This window comes from Nocardia macrotermitis, assembly GCF_009604405.1.
Lineage (GTDB): Bacteria > Actinomycetota > Actinomycetes > Mycobacteriales > Mycobacteriaceae > Nocardia > Nocardia macrotermitis.
On record NZ_WEGK01000002.1, the window covers coordinates 376,463 to 393,359 of the forward strand.

Consider the following 16,897-nt stretch of genomic DNA (forward strand, 5'->3'; position numbering starts at 1 on the left):
CCTCGACCGAACGGATGGAGCACGATGTCCGAAGCGCGCACTCGGCTGCTCGATACGGCGACCGGCCTGTTCTACGCCGAGGGCCTGCACGCCGTCGGCGTCGAACGCGTCATCAGCGAGGCGAAGGTGACCCGAGCCACCCTCTACCGCCATTTCCCCGGCAAGAACGACCTACTCGTCGCCTACCTGAAACAAGCCGACGACGCCATCCGCACCCGCACCCAGCAGGCCCGCACCCCCGGCACCGCCCCCGACGACGTCATCCGAGCCGTCGCCCACGCCATCGCCGACGACATCCGCCGAGACGGCTTCCGCGGCTGCGCCTTCCTCAACGCCGCCGCCGAATTCCCCGACCCCACCCACCCCGTCCACCGAGCAGTCCTCGACCACCGCCACTGGTTCCTCACCACCATGACCGAACTCTTCACCGCCACAACCAAACCCGACCCCGAACCAGCCGCCCGCCACTTCGTCATGCTCCGCGACGGAGCGATGGCAGCGGGGTGTCTCACGGATCCGGAACCCGTCACGGAAACGTTCCTGCGGGGGGTCGAGGGGTTGCTGGGCTACCGCAGCGGTCGGGCATCGAACACCTGAATCGCTTGCGCCGCTATGTGTTTCCCAGTAGCGAGGAGTGCATCCCGGATCAGGGCGCCATATCGGTCCCGCCCGGTGCCGTCGTCGAACGGCCGACTCAGACTGCGATCTTGTTCAGTTCGAGCTGGTAGTAAATGATCTGCAGACCGAAGACGAAGCACAGGATCAATCCGACCCACGGATTGCAAGTTGCCTGGCCGGTGGCGGCCATCTGTGCCTGCCGGATGCGATGCCCTGTTCTGAAGTAGCTGATCAGCGGGCCGATCACCGTCCAGCCCAGCAACAAGATCACCAGCATCGGTCCCGCGACGGGCGCTTGCGGGTCCCGCGTGAGATCCCGCATCTCTCGATGAATCTTGTAGTACCAGACCAGGTTATAGATGCCGAGCGTGATCAGCGGCCAGATCAACCAGACGAGCAGGGGATTTCGGCGTTTGACGACGTCGACAGGGGCGAGCGTGGAGTCTGTCACGGCTGTGTCCTTCGGTTGGGGCGCTGTTGGCCGGACTTCGTCGCAGGATTCCTACCCGTTACCGCTCACCTCCGGGTTTGAACCGGCGCTCCAACCAGTCGGCGGTGTTCGACAGCAGCCGATGGACGGTTGGGCTGTCGTAGGTCGCGATGTCGGTCGAAGCCGCGGCCGCCGCCATGGCATTCAACAGGCTGTCTCGTTGGCGGTCGATCTCATTGCGCAGCCAGTCCGGTTCGACGTGCAGAGCCGGAGCGAACCGTACCCAGCTGTCAACCGTGATTCGATCGGCATGGAACACTCCCGCGACCGAGATCGACAAGCTGTTCCCGGATCCATCGGAATAGGCGAGATGGGAGTTGAGGTCGTAAAGCGGGGCCAGGCGTACGGTTCGGCCACTGAGCAGGAGTGAGTAGTTGCGGGCATGGCCGTCGGTACCGCAGACGAGCCAGTTGAAAATGAGCGCCTGAACGAATCGCTGTACGTCCTCCGAAGGATCTTCGCTTTCTCTGCGAATCAGATCGGACAGCGTGGTTGCGTTCGGGCCACCCTGGCTTTCGTACTTGCGACTCGGCCATATGCCCAGCGCCTGACACATGTCTTCCTGGTGCACGCGAGTCCACTGCCCGTCGGATTTGCGGGCGCGGTCGTAGCGCTCCACGACGATGGCGCGCTCGTCGGCGAACTTTTCGATCGAGCACTTCGCGACATTCAGGTGCAGGTTGCTCGCTGTGCGCAGTGTGACGGCCTCGATCAGATCCTGGTCGGCCATGCCGGGGATGGCGGGCTTGAGGATATGGGTGGAAGGCACGCTACCCGAGGGGTCACTCCAGCCGCCCTCCATGTGATGGAGTGCGATCTTCGCCTGGGCACCTGCGAGGGAAAACTTGCCCTGCCTGCTGTCTTCTCCTGAGACGGGCAGATCGGCCTTGGCGCGGCGGAGCATTTCGGCAATCCGGGAGCCATCCAGGGGACTCAGACGTCCGGATCGTTCCAGCACTGATTCGAGGCGTTCGGGGCGAACGAATTGTGCCGCGCCGGCCAAGTCCTCGCCGACGTGTTGCAAGAGCGAATAGGCGTCGGTCTCGTGGGAGATACCGAACTGACGTCGCCATTGCCGAAGAGTCTCGGGGCGATCCGGAAGGAGGCCGGAAAGCCACGGGTCCAGCACGGACTCGCGGTATCGCCCCGTGGGGCCCGGCATCGACACGGACAGCGGGGTGAAACTCTGGCTGGGAGGCTCCGAATAGCGCAGCCGCATCCGGCGTTTGCCCGTGTGTTGGACGTCGCCGATCACGTGGCCGTTCATTACTACGTCCAACCGGTGCTCGTCCGTGATGCTCATCGGTTGTACTGCTCCAGGTGTGCGGCGAGGTCGATCGGTTCATCGTCGATGCCGTACTGCATGTCGATTCGGTGTCTGTCGGGCGGAGCCAGCACCAGCGTCACGTCCAGGGCCGCGGCTACGCGCATCACCATGTCGAGTGGTGCTGATGATTTGTCGCCCATCTCGAAGGCGTTGAGCCACTGACGGCCGACGCCGGCCAGTGCCGCCAGTGCTGACTGTGTGATCTCATCGGCAACCCTGATCTCGCGCAGGGCGGGGCCCAAGTCGTCGGGCCGATCCACCCTGGTTGTCGTCATACGGCGACAATATCATTTGTCGCCGTATGACGACAAGCGTTATTGTCGTCATACGGCGACACTGTCTACGTTCGTGGACAATTGGTTTTGTCTGCGAACGAAGACAATCGCCCGGGCGATTCGCCTTGACTGTCGCCGTATGGCGACATTGCCGATTGTCGCCGTATAGCGACAAGGCGGCTGTTCGGTAGTTGTCAGTCGGCGTGGTTCGACCAGGTTTCTCCGGCTCGCCATCGCCAGTTGTCTTGTGCCGCAGGGCAATCGGTGCCGCTGCACAGCGACGTTCATGCGCCTGCCTACAGCAGACCGGATTCCTCGAGCCCGGCACGCAGACGTTGCTGATGCTCGGGCGGGCCCTGCCGGTATGGCATACGTAGTGCGTCGGAGGAGATGACGCCGAGCATTTTCATGGCGGCTTTGGCCTGGATGGCGCCCTGCGAGACGTGCATGATCGCGTCGATGGCGGGGATGAGACGTCGGTGGATCTCACGGGCCCGAGACAGGTCGCCGCGGTCGACGGCGGCGATCATCTCCGCGTAGCGAGCGCCCGCGACGTGACCGACCACCGACACGATGCCGGTCGCGCCTTGCGCGAGGTGCGGCAGGTTGATGACGTCGTCGCCGGAATACCAGAGCAGGTCGGTTTGCGTCATGAGCCGACTGGCTTCGAAGAGATCACCCTTGGCATCCTTGACGGCGCGCACGGCGGGAATGTCGGCCGCGCGGCGAATGGTGTCGGTGCTCAGCGCCGTCCCGGTCCGGCCCGGGATGTCGTACAGCATGACGGGCGCGCCGCCGCCGGCCTCGGCGACCAGACGGAAGTGTTCGAGGATGCAGTCCTGCGGCGGCTTGTTGTAGTACGGCGTGACGACGAGCAGGGCGTCGGCCCCGCAGGCAACCATCTCGCGCGCCGCACGAGTGGAATGTTCGGTGTCGTTGGTGCCGCAGCCGGCCATCACCTGGACCCGGTCGCCCACGGCCTCGACCACCGCCCGCACGCAGGCGTAGTCCTCCTCGTCGGTGGTGGTGGCGGACTCACCGGTGGTCCCGTTGACCAGCAATCCGTCATGGCCGTGGTCGGCGAGATGTACGGCAAGGCGCTGCAGGCCGTCGTAGTCGATCGAGCCGTCGGCGTGCATGGGGGTCACCATCGCTGTGATGACCCGACCGAAGGGGGTGTCCACCATGGTCGTGAGATTACCTCCGGTGAGCACCGCACCGCCTGTGTGGAGGCCCGTGCCTGCGCGAAGGGGGTCGTCGGGGTGGTTTCGCGGGTACTCGCGGGGCAAGCATCACCCGAAACGGAAACCGAACAGGCCACCCTCGACATACTCATCGGTCAAGATGGGAGGCACGATGTAAGGATCGGGTTCGAAGCCGAGATTCCGTGCTTTCGAAAGGTCGTCGTCGTTCAATGTGACGATGTACTGCATGTTCTCTGCTTCGGTTCGGGCAGCCGCCATTTCGAGCGCTCGGGTGAGTTGGCGATCGTCTACTCCGTCGAACATATGGCTGTCGTGGACGAGGAAATCCGGACCACGCCCGGCGCGATGTGCGATGAGGGCCAGTGTGAAGTCGAAACAGAAGATCAGCATCCTGTTGATCCCCTGACTGTCGTCGCTATTGATCTTCGGGGTGATCTTCAGGCTGCTGCGCCCGGCTTCGACGGCCAGATATGCGGGCCGATCTTCCCCGTACAACTCGCTTACCAATTTATTGAACAGTACCGATGCTTCGTTGATGCGAGGCTGACGTTCGTTGAGGTCCTGATCCACCTGTCGAGCGAGCTCGATTCGTGCAGAATCGATTTCGCGGCTCGTCGACTCCACGGTCTGTGCCGCCGCGAGGCGATTTTCGAGTGCTCCCAGCGTTGCCTCCTCTTGGGCGAATGCCTTTTGGAGGGTCGTCAGGGCCTCCAGTGCACCACCTTCGCTGAGCTCACGCAGGAGGAAACTCTGCTCTTCTCCGAGCCGGGCGCGCTCGGTCTTTCGATGCTCGAGCGCGGCGCGGGTGGACTCGATCTCTTCCTCCAAGTAAATTCGTCGATTCTGTACGACTGCTGAATGGAAATCCCGCACATCCTCGAAGCGGCGCAGCGTCTGATCCGGTAGCGCGATCCCCAGTTCTTGGTAGACGGGTTCCAGATAACGAACTTCGGGATCGATCGCTTCGGCTACCGCTCGCTCCAGATGATCCAGATTGCGCTGATCGATCGCATCTTCGGTGTGCAGTTGCTGAATCCTGCGCGCCAGCTCGTCGGCGCGGATCTTGAGCGCCTCGTACTGTGGAACCACGCGGAAACTGTTCATCTGACGCTCGAGGTCGGAGATCTTGGAACGCTGCACAGCGATCTCGCCGCGCAGATCCGATGCCCGCCCGACCACTTTTCCCCATACCGGATCATCGACGACTTTCTTGAGCTGGTCTCGGGTGGCTCGGCGAGCGGCGATGTCCTGATATTTTGCGGCGAGCGTGGAATCCAGCCCCAGCAGATAGGCAAGGTTGGGTGTCGCTTGAGCTTCCGGCTGACGTGCGAAGGTTCGGGTGGCTTCATTGAATCCGTGATCGCCGACCTTGCGAATCAGGAAAGACAGTAATGTCCGGCCGGATACGCCCGGATATTCGCCGCGCAGTCCGAAAAGCTGCCGTTCGATCATGTGCTGCCAGTCCGTGACCGGTACTGTTCGCGGAGATGCAAGGGTTTTGCCCTGCCTTTGACTCCCCGGGACGGCGTACGGAAAGTGGAATTCCTCCTGGTGCGTGGTGGGAGATTTCTCCGTGGCCCGGCCCAACCTACTTATTCTGCCGTCGCCTGATGCTCCGCCATCGGGTAGGAGGCCGGGATTCAGAGTAACGCTCTGGGGATTGCTGCCAGACCTGGAAATGACGAGTGGGCCGGTGAGTGTCGGCCAGTCCATATCCAGAGAAAAAACGATCCGCCGCAATTCTTTCCGGGCGACGAGATGTCTGCGGTCTGCCCGCGCACCCAAGAGAAAGTGGAGAAGCTCAATCGTGCTGGACTTGCCGGTGCCGTTTCGGCTGTCGGTCGCGCTGGAATCGGAAGTCGATTTCGCAACGACAAGATTGAGTCCGTCCCGGAATTCCAAGGTCTTGAATCGATCATCGTCCGCGCTCAGCCTACGTAACATCAGCGGGCCTCCGAACCAGAAGATCGTCGGCGAACTCGACCGAACCGAGCGCGTAGAGCGTATCGAGTGCCAGTACGAACCAACCGAATGAGATCGGTGCCGGATGTCCGTTGGCCTTGCGCCATTCTCGTAGCTTTGTCCAGACCTGACTGACCGTGCGGGGCTGGTCCAGCTGCATGGCGATCTGTGCCCCGACAGCCAGCAGCGAGCGATCCGGTGCGATGCCTTTCGTGGGGGTGATCAAGTGGCACCTCCGCTCGGATATGTCGGGCGCCAGCCGGGCGGCGGTACGTCGAAAATATCGCACTCGTCGAAAAAGTAGGCCAGAACTGCCTTGGCCGCAGCGCCCCGGCTGGGCCGGGGGCGTTCCTGGCCCAGCACGTAGCCCTCCATCTCCCACAGGATCTCGTCGGTGTCGTCGCCATGCATGCTACGCATTGCGTGGTAGTACGCGCGGAAGGCCGCTGCGGCCTCGTCGCGCTCACGCGGGTCGAGCAGTCCGCGGTAGTACTCGTCGACGAGATATGAGTACGGTCGGCCGGATTGCAGTGTCTCCCGGGCATCCTGCGACAATTTATTGAAATCAACCTTGTAAACCGTGGGGATCGGGATCGAGCCAACGATCGCGTCCGGTCGTCGATTCTCGGCAAGGTGCGTCAATAGTGGTTCGATATCGGCCAGTCCTATGGCGTAGACCACAGGATTTATCGGGATAGCCTCACCGATGAGGTGCTCCATCTGCACCCGATCCAGATAGGCGGCCTCGATCCAGAGCTTGTTCGGGCCCATCTGCTGAAAGGTGATATCGGGAAAATCTGTATGCGCATTGACCAACAGCGATGATACGACCGGATGGATACCGCCGCGTCTGTCGTTGTGTACGAACACAAAAGTATCGAACTGCTCCGGACGGTGCATGATTGCGCTCGACACATCACTGTGAAATTTGGCGCGGACTTTCCCTATATCGAAGGTCTCCGGTGCATAGCATGCGTATAGACGACGGACACCGGTACGTAGGCCGTCGGCCCCGAGGTCACCGAGCTGGCCGTGCGTTCGAACCTGCATGTAGTCGCCATGGCGCAACTCCATCAGCTGGTGAAAGAGGTTTTCGAATTCAGCACCGGATTTCGTCTCGAGCAAGCATCGAAGTTTCTCCTGCGCATACTGCCGCTGCTGTGGCAGCAATGCCTCTCGTTCGTAGAGTCCCACCCGGTTCTGCCTCCCCTGCAAGGTCTTTCAGCACATGTTGCCACAGTGTGCAGAGCGAGTGCACCTCTTCCGAGCCGATCGGCGCCTGGGGGGCGTTGCTCGGGCCGGCCAGCACCAATATCACCAGGTCCTGTCCCGGTACCCACCGTGTGGTGGGTCGGTCATCACATCACAGGCGTTGGACCACTTCCTGTTTCCACGCCAGAGGTCGTGGTGAATCCGGCAGGCCGTTCGCGGGGTCTGTGAATCGCCACCCGTTCGACTGACGGATGTCAAAGCCCGTCTTCGGTGGTCAAGAGGTATGCGGACTCCAGATGGACGGTGCACTCGTCGGGTAGATGTGTGCGGTGGATATCGATGAGCTCGCGGGCACGAGCCATGGTCAGCCCGATCACGTGGACGTGACACATGAATTCGGCGAGTGCACCGTCGGCGTGGACGAATACCTTGTGCTGCACGGGATTCGATCGCATTCAGTCGCTCCGATTGGGTGAGCTGCCTGTTGCTCGGTGGTCGGGCCACTGCCACAACCGAGCACACGGCAGCAGCGGCAGATCCGGTCGGACATCGGCGTCGACGGTCACGGTCAGCTCGAGCCCTGTGTGCCTCAACCGGTCGGCCACGTTCCGAGCCTGCTCGGCGGATGCGCGGTATTCCGCTGTGAGGGAACCGGATTCGATCCGAATGCGCTTGAGGGGCCCTGGCGGATCGGTCGCTTCGGACATGATCGGCACTTTCCGATAGGAGGATCCGGGAGGCACTCGGCGGCAAGGGCTTTCGCCACCCCGCCCGGCCGCTCCGAGCCGGGTGCGTCGCTGCGGAGAACGACGTCGGCTTGCCGCCGAGTACCTGATCAACTCTGCTGGACGGAGTAGGGGCGTAGCGATCGTGTAGAGGTGGGGTATTGGTGGCGCAATGTGAGCGTTTGCCCGGATCAGGGCGCGGCATTCGACGTTCGGCGGTCCGCGGTTACGACAGACGGAAGCAGAATCAGTGATGCTTCAAGGAGAGGGAGCCCCGGAGTGGTTGACGCGCGGACTCTATCGATTGATGTTGCTGCCGAGAGGAATTCGGGACCCTGTGGTCCAGGAATAAGCGTGTAGATGGCGTTCCAACAGGACTAGCTCGGCTTCTGCGATCACTACACCGACCTCAGCGATTGCCTCATTCATCCTGTCGGCGATCGAGCTTGCGTCGACCGACATGTCCGTGGCGATCGGATATGCGATCGTGATGTGTGGCGCAGCGTGAGAATCCTTGAATGATGCTGCGGGGTACACGGATAACGTCGCCGCGCGCAGGATTCCGCTCAGTTCTCGGATGCGGTTGGACGACTCGAACGTGAACGCCAACGCGCCGTGCAGGTTGGTCACCCCAGCGATCCGAACGGTGAACGGCGTTCGGTCACGACATGCGTGCTGGGCTGCTCGGGCGATCGAATCGAGTTGCTGCGCACTGCACTTTTCGGGTCGCGCGATTCGGTCCAGGGTCAAATGCAGGCCGGTGACAGGTACCGGGGCAAAGTCGGTGACCGGGATCGTTTGCTGGACGGCTGTGGCCATGGCGTGGAGCGCGGGCGCATGCCCGAAGGTCAGGAACCAGTAGTGCCCGAGTATGCCTGGACGCCGGTCATATGAATCATCGGTGGTCATCGTGGGTTTGCTGCACTTGCCAGTGCGTCTCGGACCTCGGCGACCGGTGTCGTGGATCCCCATCGTGCCTCTGCGGCGCGAATGAACTCCGTTGCTCGCCGTTGCATCTGAATCCCCGGCCTACCTGGTGTCAAGGCCAGTGCGTCCAGCATGATGTCGGTAGCCATATCCAGGTCCGGTCCCTCGGACAGGAGGTGTGAGCGGGCCGAGTCGATCATCACCAGCGAGCGCCCCCACGGTGAATTCGTGCCATTCATCTCCGGCAGCGCGAGCGCCACATAATGCTCGACTCGATCCGGCATCGCGAGCGAAAGATACGCTGTCGCAGCATTACCGGCCGCCTGCGCTGGACTATAGGAATCGAGCGAGATACTCGACGGCACCCCGTCCGGCGCTGGGCCGTACGACAACAGCTCATAGGCATGAGCGACCGCTCGATGCACACCGCCGACATTCCCCAGCTTCCCTGAAGCCCTTGCGGCGCAGTTCACCGCGAGCCGCACGGCCTGCGGTCCGTCCTGGGCGACCGCGAGCCCTTGCTCCGCGTAACGAAGCGCATCGTCGTATCGACCGGCGTAGTACTCGCAAAAGCTCTGGAGCCCCCGCGCCCACGCCTCGAGGTTGCGGTCTTGGGCGTGATCACCGAGATGCAGCGATTCCCGGCAGTAGGCCCGGGCGAGGGGAAACTCGCCTCGTCCGGTCGCGATATATCCGAGTAGACCGGAAGTGGCGCAAGCAATTTCGTACAGCTGCCGACGTTGGTCCGGGTGGCTGCACTCGTCGATCAGCTCATCGAGCCAGATGCGCTGCTGCTGGAGGTCCGGCAGCAGCGCCGTTGGATCGAGAGTTTCGTAGTGCGCGATGTTGTGCAGTGTGCTGTCACGGAGGTGCTGAATGACTTCCGGATTGATCGATCGACTCAGCTGATGGATCCGGCGGAGCACATCGATCAGACCTCCTGTCCGCCGAGAGTCGTTGTGCTCCTCGGTTTTTCCAGGCTCACGATCGAACTCTCGGAAAGGCATCGGCGGGTCGACTGTCGAGGTGCTCTCGCCAACTGGAGATGCCGAGACAGCAGTCCTGTCCAGTGTCAGGCTCGTCGCCTCGGTAGCACCACGATGCCTCTGCCGCCAGACGGCCTCACCCTCAGCCACGATCTGCTCGAACCGAGCCCTGTCGTCAGCGGTCGCCCACCGGTCGAGGGTCGTATCCAAGATCCCCTGCGTACCCGACCGCAGCTTCACACCCCCAAGCCCGGTCCGCCAATTGACCACAGTTGTGGCCTCGATACCCAGCAGAGATGCGAAGTCCCGCACCGACTTCCGCATCGCCTCCTGCAACGCAGCGGCCTCGAACCCGGTCCACGCCCGCCCTCTGACCATGGGTCTGCCTACTCTCTGATGTTCGACTCTGGTGATAGCGCCCGTCAATGGAACGCTACCCTCAATGGAGATGGATTTTGCGGCCGAGAAGTGCGGCAGCGGGCACCCGACCGTAGGGACCAATATCAGTTTGTCTTGGTGTTTTTCAGGTGTCGGCCGATGTAGCCGATGTAGATCTTGTGATCCTGGGACCAGCGGTCGAGGTAGTGCATGCGTGGGCTGATTGTACCGTTTGTGCCAATCTTGAAGTGGGCTTTCATTTCAATTTTTCCTGCAGGTGAGACCTCCAGCGGGACCGGGAAGCGTCGCTGATCACCCCACTGCTGCATGGTGGGATTCGATTCTTTAGGCCGATGCTTTTTCGCCGAGATTGCGCGGTAGCCATCGGGAGGTTGCATCAGGTAGTCGTGAACTCCTCTGGACCATGCGCCGTCGGTGCGGGCACGGATGTACCCGCGCAAGGCGAGCACTGCCTCCCAGCAGGTGCGGGCAGACGTGCAGAGCGGATCGTGGTCTGCCAAGGAGCGGCATTCCTCCGGATCGCCGGTGAACACGATGCCTTCGTGTTCGATGTCCCGGAGGAATTTCAGAAGATCGTGATAGTCGTTGGGGTATTCGGTGATTTCCGAGTCCGGCGTGAGCGAATTGGCTACCTCGAATGCCTTGACCTCTCGGAGCTTCCCGCGTAGCCAACGAGTCTCATCAGAGAGCCGCTGCCGATCCTCTTGTGCCTCACCCGCTTCGAGCTGCCACGACTGAACGTCCTCGTGAAGCTCAGCGAGCTCGTCTCTAAGCTCATCGATCTCTTCCTGCTTCTGGTTCACCAGCTGTACTGCGGCACCGCGCAGGGCATCGCGGTCTGTGCTTTGCTCGGCCCGGTGTCTGATCGATTCGAGCTCTGCCCGGTCGATACTCGTCACGCCCAGCACCTCCATCACGAGATGCAGTGCTTGCTGCGCAGTGCTGTCCGAAGTCTGCTTCGGAGCAGCGGCGGGGGGAATCGGCGTCTGCCCTGGAGCGAGAGGCGGGGTATCAGGCGTTTCGATGTCGACAGCGCCGACGGGACTCTTGAGCGGTGCCGGACTTTCCGCAGTCGCCGGACGGTATGGAGTCGAGTCTTCCGGTGAAGCTGAGCTTTCGGTCAGCTCGGTGTGCTTCTCCGGTGTCGACCTTGGAAGAAGGCTTGTCAGGGCCTCATTGTTCTCAACCCGATTCAGAGTTCGGACATACTTCAAAATATCCGGAGGTAGCCTGCGCTGCATGGCATTACGGCGAGCGGTCCGGCCGAGTATCCGCTGTAGTACGTGCGTCGAAAGCTCGGTGAGTGGCCCAGTGCCGAGGTACCTGTGCTGCCGGTGGTTCCCGGGTTCCGCTGGATCGGCACCAGGGATGAAAGTCCTTATGGTCCAAGGTGATACGGCGTGTGTATCACCGAGAACATTGCGTAGTTCAGCGGTCGCAAGAGGGTCGAGCACAGCGACCTCCGCCTGCCCGACAACTTGCTGGGTCCACAGTGCGACCTTCTCGTAGAACCGATCGAAATCCAGCCGTTCGTCGGTGCCTGCTACCACGATCAACCCGTGGCGGTCGGGATCGGTTATACGAGTGGCGAGGTCCTCCACGCTGTGTATGCCTATTTGGGCAGGCTGGGGTGTCAACTGTTGCGATTCATCCGGTCGCACGGGAAGCAGGTCGACCAGACTTGTGACAACGCGGGGTGCCTGTACCCAGTTCTTGCGACTGTTCCCAACCTCGAGAAGGAACCACCCCGTGCCGCCCTGCGCCGGGGCATAGGCGGAGAACTCGGTTGTCCATGTACCGGTGCCCGACTGCTCCTCAGTGAGTCGGAATCGCAGTAGATCTGCGTTTCCGACTGAATGACGGACAGCAACCAATGATCGGCTGCTGTCGGCTTGTGCGCCGGTCGAACTGAGATCGACAACCCAATTCTTCTGGCGCTCCAGCCATCCCTCGAACTCCCGGGTGATGATCAACAGTGACGAACTATCCGCATCGAAATGAGCGAATGACCGGTATGGCTGGTTGTCGTCGCCGGGATTCGAACGGCGAGATTTCGTAGCGAGAGCGAGGGGAGTCGGAGTCACTGGAATAACCTGTCGTGTAGTCGATTCGGATAGTAGACGCAACTTTTGCTGAAAATCCGGGGGAGTGTCGACAGAGCTGTGCAGTCCCTGACTAGCCTTCGGATGCCTTGGCAAGCGTGGAGAAGTGGGCGTGAGCTAGTTGCATGTCGTGCTCGCGGTCTACGCCTATGAAAGGCTCTTGGTAGGTGATGCCGGCTACGGTTAGGTCGGATTGGGGGAGGGGGCCTTTTTTGCGGTATTCGGAGGCTAGTTTGGTGGGGAGTTGGCGGCCGTTGGCGTCGTAGAGGGCTTCGCGTTCGTATTTTTGGAGGACGGGGAATTGGGTTCGGTAGATCGTGAGGAGTTCGTCAGCGGTGATACTCAGCATTACGGCGACAATGGCGTCGATTTCGATTAGGGCTTGGCGGCGGTCGGCGGCTTTGCGGAGAGGGGTGTGCCAGGTCCAGGTCGGTTCTATTGCGCCGAGTTCTGGCCTGTTCGGGTAGGTGGCTTCGATGTCCGGGACCCAGGAATCCTGTTGCCAGGGAGGGGTGTAGAGCTCGGACCAGAGAGGGGCATACGCCTGGACCAGGGAGTTCAGGCGGAGGGTGCGGAGGATTAGGTTAGGCTTGAGAGGGTGGTTTTGGGGGAACGGAAGTTGTAGCCAAGTGGAGGGTTTGATGTGGGCGTTGCCGATGACCTTGATCATGAAATCGGCGATGATCGAATGGCTGATTCCGGCCAGTTCGACCAAGGCAAGATTGTTGTTGCGCAAGGTAAGGGAGTGAACCGCGTGTACATGGGCCGGACCCGGCGGGAGCAGTGCTGATTGGAGAGTACGGACGGTGGCGACGTCGCACATCTCGCGCCAGGCGAGGCGGAAGAAGTCCGAACTTGGCTCATCATTCCAGTGGGGGTATGCGGCGGTGTAGTCGGAGAGTGGGCGGGCTATCTGGTAGTTCGTGCGCGGAATAAAGTCTTCACAAATTTTTTCAAGGTCGACAGATGAGTAGTCCTTGTGGCTCTGCATAGTAGGGTTGGCTTGCTGAAATAGAGGGGTAGCCACCGTGAGATGTGGGCCTTGCAGGATCACATCGTTCCAACGGTCGGGAATAGCTGAGTGAGATTCAAAGTAACCAAGTTTGCGGTCACGGTCTTCCTCCCAACCGCGGGTCCATAGGAAGGTGACGTCGGTTAGACGTGGAGCGGCAGCGAACTTGTCCAAAACTTCAGCGCTAGAGCGGTTCACTGGGTAAAGCATGCGAGATTCGGTGGGGGGTGTATCGGTCTCATCGAGTAGTGCTGCCCAGTCGGCGAGGACCCCTTCCTGGACATCGATGATGCGCTGGGCGTGAGGGCGTAAGTCCCAACGGCCATCGGGATCTTTGACGCCTGGCGTAGGACCGCCATCATCGTGACACAACGAACGGATTACAACATCGGGATGGTAAATCGCGGCAGCCTGTTTAAATTGGATTTCCTCTCGAGCGCCGTAAATATGGACACCGAATAGGCGAGTATTTCCAATTTCGGAGAAAATTTTCAATTGATTATAGAACTGCCAATGCCGACGGAGCCGGTGATAACACTCCTTGCGCAAAACTTTCGCCCGCACTTCGGTGAAATGACTCTCAGGGTGGATGAGTGAGACGATGCCGCGCGGTGAGGCTGATCGCCATGTTCGCTCCATGAAGCAGCGGTACAGATCAGGTTGCAGGCCGGTGAGTACAGGTCGGTCGACGCTGGATGCGACGTGTTGGTTCTGCCCGGCTTGTTCGGCGCGTTCGTTGAGCAGCGAATCGCGAATGACGGGGTCGGCCAACGCATCCTGCAACTTCTCGCGCTTCACCTGCTCCGACGGCTTGTGTGCCAACTGCCACCACGGATCGAACTCCGCGAGCGCACTCGACTCGTCCCAGTCCGGCCGAACCCACGGTGGATTACCTACTTGCAGATCGAACCCGCCGCGCGCGAACACCGGCGCGAAGTCCAGCTCCCAGTGATGGAATCCTTGCTGATCAGCAATTCCCTTCGCCACATAGAGCCATGGGAACTGCTTGTACGCATGGCCGACGCTTTCGGCGCGGGCCAGGATGAGGTCGTTTTCCTCCGCGATGCCCAGTTCCTGCCAAGTGGCGTCTGCTGCGAGGCTGAGTTGGCCTCGGCGTTCGGCTCGGGTTTCCTGTGGTGCGACGCCGAGTAGGGCTTCGAGGCCGCCGACCCATGAATCCCAGTCCGGCGGTGCGAAATCGGTGGTGAGTGGCCAGGACCAGAGTGCGCACCAGGCGTCCATTGCCCAGCGTAGGCGGCGGTAGGCGCCGTTGGGGTTGCCGAGGACCTCTTCGATTTGTTCGCGGGTTACTGCGGGGCGGTGGTCGATTGGGGTATGGCCCCAGAGGTGCAGGTCTCGGCGGATTTCGGATTCGGCGATGGTCAGGCGGCGCAGGGTGAAATCCCACAGGGTTTCGACTCGTTGTGCCAGTGCGCTCAGTCGTTTGATGATCGATTTGCTTGGAGTCTTCCGAATCTCGTTGCGCCACAGGCGAAGTTCTTCACGCTTCTCCTTGGCATAGGTTCGGGCCTCGGCGGTGTCCACGACTGCGCCCCAACCTTCTGAAGGCAGAAGGAAGTGGTGGATACCTGTGCCGATTTCTTCGCCGAGGGGTACGTCCTTCGGGACTGCCTTCAGCCAGGCTTTTTTGGCGAGCTGGTTGGGTAGGTACACCGCGCGGCGGGCACCGATGAGAGAGTTGCCGCGGCGGAGGTGGAGGCCGAACCAGGGGGCCTGCAAGCCTGCGACCATGGTGTCCAGCCAGAGGGAGATTTCGGCCAACTCTACGGCGGTGGCGTTGAGGTCGACTCCGTACACCTGGTGAAGTGCGATGTGTGCCTTCACCTTTTGGAGTTCGAGCGGAACTTGGTCGGCATCGACTCGTTTGCCGAGTTCTTTCTCCTTGCGGGTGAGGTATTGGCGGGCGAGTTGGCGGACGGCCTCGATGGCGAATGCCCCTGATCCGAGAGCTGGCTCGCAGATGGTCAGCTGGAGGATTTCGTCGGCGGTGGTGTAGGTGTCGTTCTGGTCGAGCAACTCTTCCAAGGCTTGGGAGACAACGAATTTCGTCAGGACCTCGGGGGTGTAGTACGACGCGGACTGTTGGCGTTCGCGGCCGGCGAGGCGGAAGACGAACTCGCCCTTGATGTGTACTACCGGTTTCAGTTCGTGGGTGTCGGGGTCTTCTGCGCGGACGAAGTCGGATTCGGCGAGGTGGTCGGCGCGGGTTACCGGGACCACCCAGGAGCCTTTTTCGGGGTCGCCGTTCTTGGCTACCTCGTACAGGTCTTCCTCGGCGAAGAAGCCCGTATACGACATCAGGCCCTCGTAGACCGCGCCGAGCTGGTTGATGCCGAGTTCGGCGTAGCTGATGAAGCCGCGGTCGGCGCCCTTGCGGGTTTTGGATTCCTTGGTGAGCAGGAGGTGTTCGAGGACTCGCTGAGTGGCTTCATTGCCGAGGCCGACCTTATCGATGAGCTCGGTTGCCTTGGAGGAGAACAGGTCCGCGCGCAAGGAGTTGAATTCGAGGCCGGGGGCGGGATCGTCGAGGACGGTCTCTCGAACTACGGGGTGGTGGCCGATGTCTACGAGGTCGAAGAGTTTCTTCAACGATTCGTAGAGGTGGGTGCCGGTGCGGGCGCGGTGGGTGGAGAGTTCGGTGAGGGTGAGTTCGCGGAGGCGGTCGAGACCGTAGCCCTCCTCGTATTCGGCTGCGCCGGTGGGGAGTACCTGCATCTCGGGGGAAGCTTCCGCGTAGAGCAGGAACAGGATTCGGTACAGGAAGCGCAGGGAGTGTTTGGCGAGTTCGTTGCCGTCGATGCCTTCCATCGTCAGACCCTGCGCGGCGCGGCGCTGCACGACCTCGTTGGCGATGATCTCGATGGACAGGCGGATGCCCTCGCGCAGATCCTTGGAGACGCCGACCGTGTGCTTGACCGAATCCTCCAGGACGCCGGTCCACCAGATGTTGCCGTCGGCATCGGCCTTCAGTGATCGGTAGCCGAAGATGGCTGCGGTGCGGTCGATTTCGCCACCCCGGGCCTCGTGGCGGCGTTCGGCTACGACCAGCAGGTCCACGGCCAGGTATCGGCCCTCGGGCCAGCGATCGGCCTCGGCGAGCAGCAGCCACTGCCCGGCCTGGACCACGATGAACGCGGGCGCGTTGTCGGAGAGGAACGCGGCCGAGAGCGTCTTGGACACCGATTCGATCGGCTTGCCATCCGCCACAGCGGGAGTGATGAGCAGGCCGGTCTCGGGGGAGAGCAGTTCTTCGAGAGTGGCGACCGGATCTGCTTGCAGGAACAGCACATTGGGAACATCGAGCAGTTGGGCGTTCGGAATTTCCAACACGGCGCCGGCGCGTTCGCTGCTGAAGGGAGTCAACTCGCCCTGGTAACCCAGGGCGGCGCGCACCGCCGCATGCGCCTTGGAGGTGGCAAGGGGATCCTCGACCAGGCCGGCCAGGGTGGTTTGCAGGTCGCGGGCGGCCGACAGCAGGGTGCTGCGGACCGTGGAGCGGTTCTCCTTGGCCTCGGCGTCCCAGGTTTTGCGCAGTTCCAGGACCTTGCCGTGGAACGACTCCTTCACCGAATCGGTGGTGAAGTAGTGCTCGCTGATCCAATCCTCGCCGACGACGATGGAATCGAAGGAGGGCAT

General features: G+C 61.6%; 13 protein-coding genes. 1 reads left to right on the plus strand and 12 read right to left on the minus strand.

Features of this window, described 5'->3' with window-relative positions:
* Nucleotides 1-24 precede the first annotated feature (24 nt).
* On the plus strand, nucleotides 25-597 hold the full coding sequence (locus tag NRB20_RS05495) for a TetR/AcrR family transcriptional regulator (protein ID WP_153408097.1): 573 nt from the start codon (nucleotides 25-27) through the stop codon (nucleotides 595-597).
* 97 nt (nucleotides 598-694) lie between these two features.
* On the opposite strand, the gene NRB20_RS05500 is transcribed toward NRB20_RS05495, so the two are convergent.
* The 12 genes from NRB20_RS05500 to NRB20_RS05555 all read right to left on the minus strand — a co-directional run bounded on the left by NRB20_RS05500 (nucleotide 695) and on the right by NRB20_RS05555 (nucleotide 16,897).
* Nucleotides 695-1,069: a DUF4234 domain-containing protein gene (locus NRB20_RS05500; protein WP_319944508.1), complete on the minus strand. Its 375-nt coding sequence runs from the start codon at nucleotides 1,067-1,069 to the stop codon at nucleotides 695-697.
* A 58-nt stretch (nucleotides 1,070-1,127) separates the two neighbouring features.
* A complete protein-coding gene (locus NRB20_RS05505; protein WP_153408098.1) occupies nucleotides 1,128-2,411 on the minus strand; it encodes a type II toxin-antitoxin system HipA family toxin in 1,284 nt (427 codons plus the stop codon).
* Nucleotides 2,408-2,710, minus strand: coding sequence for a helix-turn-helix domain-containing protein (locus tag NRB20_RS05510; RefSeq protein ID WP_153408099.1), 303 nt, complete (start codon nucleotides 2,708-2,710; stop codon nucleotides 2,408-2,410). The genes NRB20_RS05505 and NRB20_RS05510 overlap by 4 nt, the downstream gene beginning before the upstream one ends.
* A 296-nt stretch (nucleotides 2,711-3,006) precedes the next feature.
* Entirely contained in the window at nucleotides 3,007-3,897 is an 891-nt protein-coding gene (gene dapA / locus NRB20_RS05515; RefSeq protein ID WP_153408100.1) for a 4-hydroxy-tetrahydrodipicolinate synthase, read from the minus strand.
* A gap of 105 nt (nucleotides 3,898-4,002) precedes the next feature.
* Complete coding sequence (locus NRB20_RS05520) at nucleotides 4,003-5,859, minus strand: ABC-three component system protein (RefSeq protein ID WP_153408101.1); 1,857 nt, start codon at nucleotides 5,857-5,859, stop codon at nucleotides 4,003-4,005.
* The gene (locus NRB20_RS05525; RefSeq protein WP_153408103.1) at nucleotides 5,849-6,103 is read right to left on the minus strand and encodes an ABC-three component system middle component 6; all 255 of its coding nucleotides are present in this window, start codon (nucleotides 6,101-6,103) and stop codon (nucleotides 5,849-5,851) included. The genes NRB20_RS05520 and NRB20_RS05525 overlap by 11 nt, the downstream gene beginning before the upstream one ends.
* Nucleotides 6,100-7,071, minus strand: coding sequence for an ABC-three component system protein (locus tag NRB20_RS05530; protein ID WP_153408104.1), 972 nt, complete (start codon nucleotides 7,069-7,071; stop codon nucleotides 6,100-6,102). Before NRB20_RS05530 ends, NRB20_RS05525 begins: the two co-directional genes overlap by 4 nt.
* A 272-nt stretch (nucleotides 7,072-7,343) precedes the next feature.
* Nucleotides 7,344-7,544: a hypothetical protein gene (locus tag NRB20_RS05535; RefSeq protein WP_153408106.1), complete on the minus strand. Its 201-nt coding sequence runs from the start codon at nucleotides 7,542-7,544 to the stop codon at nucleotides 7,344-7,346.
* Nucleotides 7,545-8,111: 567 nt separating this feature from the next.
* Complete coding sequence (locus NRB20_RS05540) at nucleotides 8,112-8,723, minus strand: 2'-5' RNA ligase family protein (RefSeq protein ID WP_194289732.1); 612 nt, start codon at nucleotides 8,721-8,723, stop codon at nucleotides 8,112-8,114.
* Nucleotides 8,720-10,051, minus strand: a complete 1,332-nt coding sequence (locus NRB20_RS05545; protein WP_153408110.1) for a tetratricopeptide repeat protein — start codon at nucleotides 10,049-10,051, stop codon at nucleotides 8,720-8,722. Before NRB20_RS05545 ends, NRB20_RS05540 begins: the two co-directional genes overlap by 4 nt.
* 179 nt (nucleotides 10,052-10,230) lie before the next feature.
* Nucleotides 10,231-12,210, minus strand: coding sequence for a hypothetical protein (locus NRB20_RS05550; protein ID WP_153408112.1), 1,980 nt, complete (start codon nucleotides 12,208-12,210; stop codon nucleotides 10,231-10,233).
* A gap of 91 nt (nucleotides 12,211-12,301) precedes the next feature.
* Nucleotides 12,302-16,897 carry a DNA methyltransferase gene (locus NRB20_RS05555; RefSeq protein WP_153408114.1) on the minus strand — a complete coding sequence of 1,532 codons (4,596 nt, stop codon included), beginning with the start codon at nucleotides 16,895-16,897 and terminating at the stop codon, nucleotides 12,302-12,304.